8 protein-coding genes are annotated in these 5,140 nt (G+C 68.7%); 4 read left to right on the top strand and 4 right to left on the bottom strand.

Annotation, left to right across the window (positions count from 1 at the left end; all coding sequences use genetic code 11):
- Positions 1 to 123: 123 nt before the first annotated feature.
- On the bottom strand, positions 124 to 633 hold the full coding sequence (locus AC14A7_RS09235; RefSeq protein ID WP_484008362.1) for an RNA polymerase sigma factor: 510 nt from the start codon (positions 631 to 633) through the stop codon (positions 124 to 126).
- A 45-nt stretch (positions 634 to 678) separates the two neighbouring features.
- Here AC14A7_RS09235 and AC14A7_RS09240 point away from each other — a divergent pair, with 45 nt between their 5' ends.
- A complete protein-coding gene (locus tag AC14A7_RS09240; RefSeq protein ID WP_484008364.1) occupies positions 679 to 1,077 on the top strand; it encodes a DUF3052 family protein in 399 nt (132 codons plus the stop codon).
- Positions 1,078 to 1,080: 3 nt separating this feature from the next.
- Here AC14A7_RS09240 and AC14A7_RS09245 read toward each other — a convergent pair whose 3' ends face one another.
- Both AC14A7_RS09245 and acs read right to left on the bottom strand, forming a co-directional pair.
- The gene (locus AC14A7_RS09245) at positions 1,081 to 1,539 is read right to left on the bottom strand and encodes a hypothetical protein (protein ID WP_484008366.1); all 459 of its coding nucleotides are present in this window, start codon (positions 1,537 to 1,539) and stop codon (positions 1,081 to 1,083) included.
- A 55-nt stretch (positions 1,540 to 1,594) separates the two neighbouring features.
- Positions 1,595 to 3,532 (bottom strand): acetate--CoA ligase, encoded by a 1,938-nt coding sequence (gene acs / locus AC14A7_RS09250; RefSeq protein WP_484008368.1) that lies wholly within the window; start codon positions 3,530 to 3,532, stop codon positions 1,595 to 1,597.
- An 88-nt stretch (positions 3,533 to 3,620) separates the two neighbouring features.
- On the opposite strand from acs, the gene AC14A7_RS09255 reads away from it, so the two are divergent.
- Positions 3,621 to 3,929 carry a nuclease gene (locus AC14A7_RS09255; protein WP_484008369.1) on the top strand — a complete coding sequence of 103 codons (309 nt, stop codon included), beginning with the start codon at positions 3,621 to 3,623 and terminating at the stop codon, positions 3,927 to 3,929.
- On the opposite strand, the gene AC14A7_RS09260 is transcribed toward AC14A7_RS09255, so the two are convergent.
- Positions 3,930 to 4,331, bottom strand: a complete 402-nt coding sequence (locus AC14A7_RS09260; protein ID WP_484008371.1) for a four-helix bundle copper-binding protein — start codon at positions 4,329 to 4,331, stop codon at positions 3,930 to 3,932.
- A 114-nt stretch (positions 4,332 to 4,445) separates the two neighbouring features.
- On the opposite strand from AC14A7_RS09260, the gene AC14A7_RS09265 reads away from it, so the two are divergent.
- Together AC14A7_RS09265 and AC14A7_RS09270 are read left to right on the top strand one after the other, a co-directional pair.
- The gene (locus AC14A7_RS09265) at positions 4,446 to 4,637 is read left to right on the top strand and encodes a hypothetical protein (RefSeq protein WP_484008373.1); all 192 of its coding nucleotides are present in this window, start codon (positions 4,446 to 4,448) and stop codon (positions 4,635 to 4,637) included.
- The coding region (locus AC14A7_RS09270; protein ID WP_484008375.1) for an adenosine deaminase family protein at positions 4,637 to 5,140 on the top strand (504 nt) is incomplete at its 3' end. The genes AC14A7_RS09265 and AC14A7_RS09270, both read left to right, overlap by 1 nt.

The raw sequence follows: 5,140 nt of genomic DNA on the forward strand, positions 1-5,140 counted from the left end.
CTCGAGCTGGCAGGAGTACCGGTGTCGCCGGAGTCCACCCGTGACTGGATGGCGGCGGCGACACCGGTGGGGTCACCAGGCTCCGCGATGCGGGCGAATGAGCCGCGCAGCATGTCATCGAGCTCAGTCATGGTGATCCTCCTTCCTCAGTCGTGCAGCGAGCGCCTTGCGCGCCCGATGCAGCTGGGTCTTCACAGTGCCGGTGCTAACACCAAGTCCTTCGGCGATCGTCTCGACCGACTGGTCGAGCAGGTAGTGCAGGGTCGCCACCTGCCGCTGCTGCAGCGGCAGCTGCGCGAGTGCGTTCTTGACGTCGATATCGAGCAGCTCGACCACATCGTCGACGCCCTCCTCGACATGCCCGAGCTTCGCGAGCGCACGCTTCTCCGCGCCCTGACGGCGATAGGCGTCGCGCACGCGGTTGCTTGCGACGACCGTGATCCACGCGGCGACATTCGTGACCGGATGCGCGGGCGGCTTCGCGAGGAAGCCGACGATGGCATCCTGCACGGCATCGGCCGCGCCCTGCCGGTCGCCGGTGATGAGCCCGACGGCCGCGACGACCTTCGGGTACTCGTGCGCGACGAAGTGCTCGAGGTCCAGCTGGACCTTCGCCTTCGTGTCGACGCTCATGTCACAACGACGCACACCAGCCGGTTCTCGGTTGACAATGTGTCTGTGGAATCTGGCTACTCCGGCACTGCCCAGCTGCGCAAGCTGGGCATCGCTGCTGGCACGCGCCTCGACGTCGTCGGTGCGCCGCCCGCGTGGCAGTTCGAGACACCACCGGATGCCGCACTCCCCACCCCGGCACCCGCGTCGGTCGACGTGCTGCTGGCCTTCTTCGACGCTGCGGCGGATCTCGACGCGCAGGTCGCAGCCATGGCCGAGCGCATCCGTCCCGCGGGTGCCCTCTGGGTTGCCTGGCCACGCAAGGCCGCCGGGCACGTGTCAGACATCACCGAGAACCACATCCGCGACGTCGTTCTGCCGCTCGGACTTGTCGACGTCAAGGTCGCGGCCATCGACAATGACTGGTCTGGCCTCAAGATCGTGTGGCGGCGCGAGAACCGCTAGCCGCTAGGAGTGGTCGTGCCGCTTCTTCCAGTCGATGGCGTAGATGAAGAGCACGCCGGCACCGATCGCGACCCCGAGGGCGACGGCGAGCGGGGCCGCGATCTTGACCATCTCGAGCGAGATGTAGTCGAGCTCGACAGAGATGTTCTCCGTGTCGAAGAGCGCGCGCACCGACTGGGCGGCACCAAGGCCGCCGGCAATGAGCGCGAGGCTCACGGCGATGAGGGCCAGAAGGAAGGGGTTGGGGCGGCGACGGTGGTCTGCCGGCTCGTCGTCGTCATCCGGGCTGCTCGTGGTGATGGCACGCTCCACCGCCTCTGCGCGCTGTGCGAGAGCGGCCTGGGCGGGCGAGGCATCGCGCGTCGTGCGCGCAGACGGCGCTGCAACGACCGCACCGTCGAACCCGGGCTGGAAGGCCGGGTCGAACCGCGGGTCGAACCTGTCTTTGGCGTCTTTGCCCATGAGTGTGCCTCGCTTCCGTGGCGAGCCTAACCCGATCCAGATGTGCGCGAAAGCTCTAGAGCAGCTCGGCGATCCGCCGCGGAACCGTCTCGTCCTGCAGCGACGTGGTGTCGCCGAGCGGGCGGTCGTCGATGAGGTCGACGAGAAGGCGGCGCATGATCTTGCCAGAGCGCGTCTTCGGCAGGTCTGGCACGAAGACGATGCGCTTCGGGCGCGCGATCACGCCGATCTCCCTCGTCACGTGGGCGAGCAGCTCCGCCTCCAGCCCGTCGTCGACGGGGCGCGACGGGATGACGAAGGCGGCGATCGCCTGACCGGTGGTCGCATCCGTCATGCCGACGACGCCGGCCTCGCCGACCGCCGGGTGCGAGACGAGCGCCGACTCGATCTCGATGGTCGACAGCCGGTGTCCGGAGACGTTGATGACGTCGTCGATGCGGCCGAGCAGCCAGACGTAGCCGTCGTCGTCGAGCTTCGCACCGTCGCCAGCGAGGAAGAAGCCCTGCGCCGCGAACCGCGACCAGTACGAGTCGCGGTAGCGCTCCGGGTTGCCCCAGACAGTGCGGGCCATCGCCGGCCAGGTGCCGTCGATGACGATGTAGCCGCTCGCGGCATCCCGTCCTTCGTCGTCGACGACGCGAACGGTGAGACCGGGAAGGGCCTTCGTGGCAGAGCCGGGCTTGAGCGTCGTGATTCCCGGCAGTGGGGCGACGATCGCGGCACCCGTCTCTGACTGCCACCAGGTGTCGACGACGGGAACCCGACCAGAGCCGACGTTCTCACGAAACCACATCCACGCCTCGGGGTTGATGGCCTCGCCGACCGTGCCGAGCAGGCGAATGCTCGACAGGTTCCAGGTGTCGGGCAGGCCGGCCGGGAACCACGTCATGAAGGTGCGGATGAGCGTTGGCGCCGTGTAGTACACGCTCACCCCATAGCGCTCGACGATCTCGAAGTGCCGGCCGGTGTGCGGGGTGTTCGGGGTGCCCTCGTAGATGACGGAGGTGGCGCCGTTCGAGAACGGGCCGTACAGAACGTAGGTGTGGGCGGTGACCCAGGCCAGGTCGGCCGTGCACCAGTAGACATCGTCGGCCTTGTGGTCGAAGACCGCCCAGTGGCTCCAGCTGGCCTGCGTGAGGTAGCCACCGCTCGTGTGCACGAGGCCCTTCGGCGTGCCTGTCGTTCCGCTCGTGTAGATGATGAACAGCGGCGTCTCCGCGTCGAAGAACTGCGGCTCGTGCACCTCTGGCTGCGCGTCGACGAGCTCGTGCCACCAGACGTCGCGACCCTCCGTCCACGGAATCGACGAGTCGGTGCGGTTGATCACGAGAACGTGCTCGATGGATGCGACACCCGCGACGGCCGCATCGGCCGCCTCCTTGACCGGCACCGCCACACCCCGGCGGTACTGCCCGTCGCTGGTGACGAGCAGCTTCGCCCCGGTGTCCTCCACCCGGAACCGCAGTGCCTCGGCAGAGAAGCCGCCGAACACGAGGGAGTGCACGGCGCCGATGCGTGCGATCGCCAGGGTCACGACGATGGTCTCCGGAATGACGGGCAGGTACACGACGACCCGGTCGCCCTTGGTGACCCCGAGGGCTTCGAGCGCGTGCGCGGCCTTCGCCACGCGCACCTGCAGCTGCGCGTAGGTGATGGTCTCGCGATCGCCGGGCTCGCCCTCGAAGTGGATGGCGACCTTCTCGCCGTTGCCGGCATCCACGTGTCTGTCGACGCAGTTGACGGCGACGTTGAGCGTGCCACCGGCGAACCACTCGGCGGCCGGGATGGTGCCGTGCTCATCGGCCGGCGTCCACGAGTGGGCGGTGTGCCACGGCTCGTGCCAGTCGAGGCGGGCGGCCTGGCGCTGCCAGAACTCGACCGGGTCGGCGGCGTCGGCCCAGGCCTCCGCTCCGACGTTCGCGGTCGCGGCGAACTCCTGGGACGGCGGGAAGACCCGGCTCTCAGTACCTAGGTTTTCAATCGCTCCGCTCACTGTCTCGACGGTACCCGGCGGGGCATCCCGTTACGCCGTGTTTCGCGGGCAGGTGACAGGCCAGCACCCCCGACCTACCCTCGAACGCATGGACGACTCGACCGCTACCCGCCTCGCCACCGACGCCTGCACCGCGTCTGTGTGCATGAGCGGCCGCGCCGGTCACAGCCTGCTCGCGGCACAGCGCTCCGTCGCCGCCGCGGCCCCCAGCTTCTGGCGCGACGGCATCGTCGTCGGCACCGACTCGGCCGGGCTCACCATCGCCCTGCTCGATGGCGCGCTCATCCGCCTGTGGAACCACGCGGTTGTCGCCGAGGTCGGCGCACCCGTCGCATGGCACCCCGTCGCCGAGGCCCTCGCCGCGAACGGCGAGCTGCACAGCGTCAGAAACCGCTAGCTACCGCATCGAGGCAGCCATGGCCGAGCACGCCTCGACCATCGCCTCGCACGCCTTCGCGCAGATGCGGCAGTGGTCGTGCATGTCGGCGTGCATGCGGCATTCGGCGGCGCAGGCCGCCCCCATGGCAACGCAGGCGTCGAGCATGGGAACCATGACCGCCATGTCGTAGCCGTTCGGCCGCATCATCATGCGCATCATCGCCGTGGCAACGTCGGCGGTGTTCATGCACATCGCGCCGCAGCGCGCCATCGAGTCGGTCAGGTCTGCGTCGGCGCACATCGTCGCCGCCTGAGCCGCCGCGGAGCAGGTCTCGATACATCGCTGCATCATGTCCATATCCATGGCCATGCCGGTGTCCATCGCGGGCATGGACTTCATCATGTCTGCCATCATGCTCATCGCAGTGCTCTCCTCAGGTCGTGTGGCCGACCGTCGGTCGACCGATGGTGAGAGCCACGCTACGCCGCGTCTCGTGCGAGGGGAACCCTCGGCCCGCGGTGCTAGCGTTCGGGCATGGCTGAGCTGACTGACCAGATGTCCGACGACGAGAAGCGCCACGACCAGCTGACGACCGCCCCGAAAGCCGACGAGTCGGATGCCGCACCGCGCATCGAGACGAGCACCGCTCCCAGCGGCGCGACCCGCATCGATGTCGCAGAGACCGCCGCCGTGCGGCCTGGCAACCCGGAGAAGCAGGGCGGGTAATGATGGAGCTCACCTCCCTCCCCAAGGTCTCCCTTCACGAGCACCTCGACGGCTGCGTGCGACCGGAGACCGTCATCGAGCTCTCCGCCGACCTCGGCGTCGCCCTTCCGACGACGGACGCCGACGAGCTGCGCGGCTGGATCGCCGAGCGCGCGGACTCCAAGTCGCTCGAGCGCTATCTCGAGATCTTCCCGCTGACGACCGCAGTCATGCAGACCGAGGCTGGCATCCACCGGGTCGCCCGGGAGTACGTGCTCGACCAGGCCGCCGACGGCGTCATCCACGCCGAGGTGCGCTGGGCGCCGGAGAAGTCGACGGAGCAGGGGCTCACGATGGAAGCCGCGATCGAGGCCGCCAGTGCGGGAATCGCGGATGCCACGCGCGAGCTGGCCGCGGACGGCATCCAGATAACCGTGACCCAGATCGTCAGCGCCATGCGCCAGGAGCACCGGGTCGACGAGGTCGCCTCGCTCACCCTCCGGTACCGCGACAGCGGGGTGGTC

This window comes from Conyzicola sp., assembly GCF_057073975.1.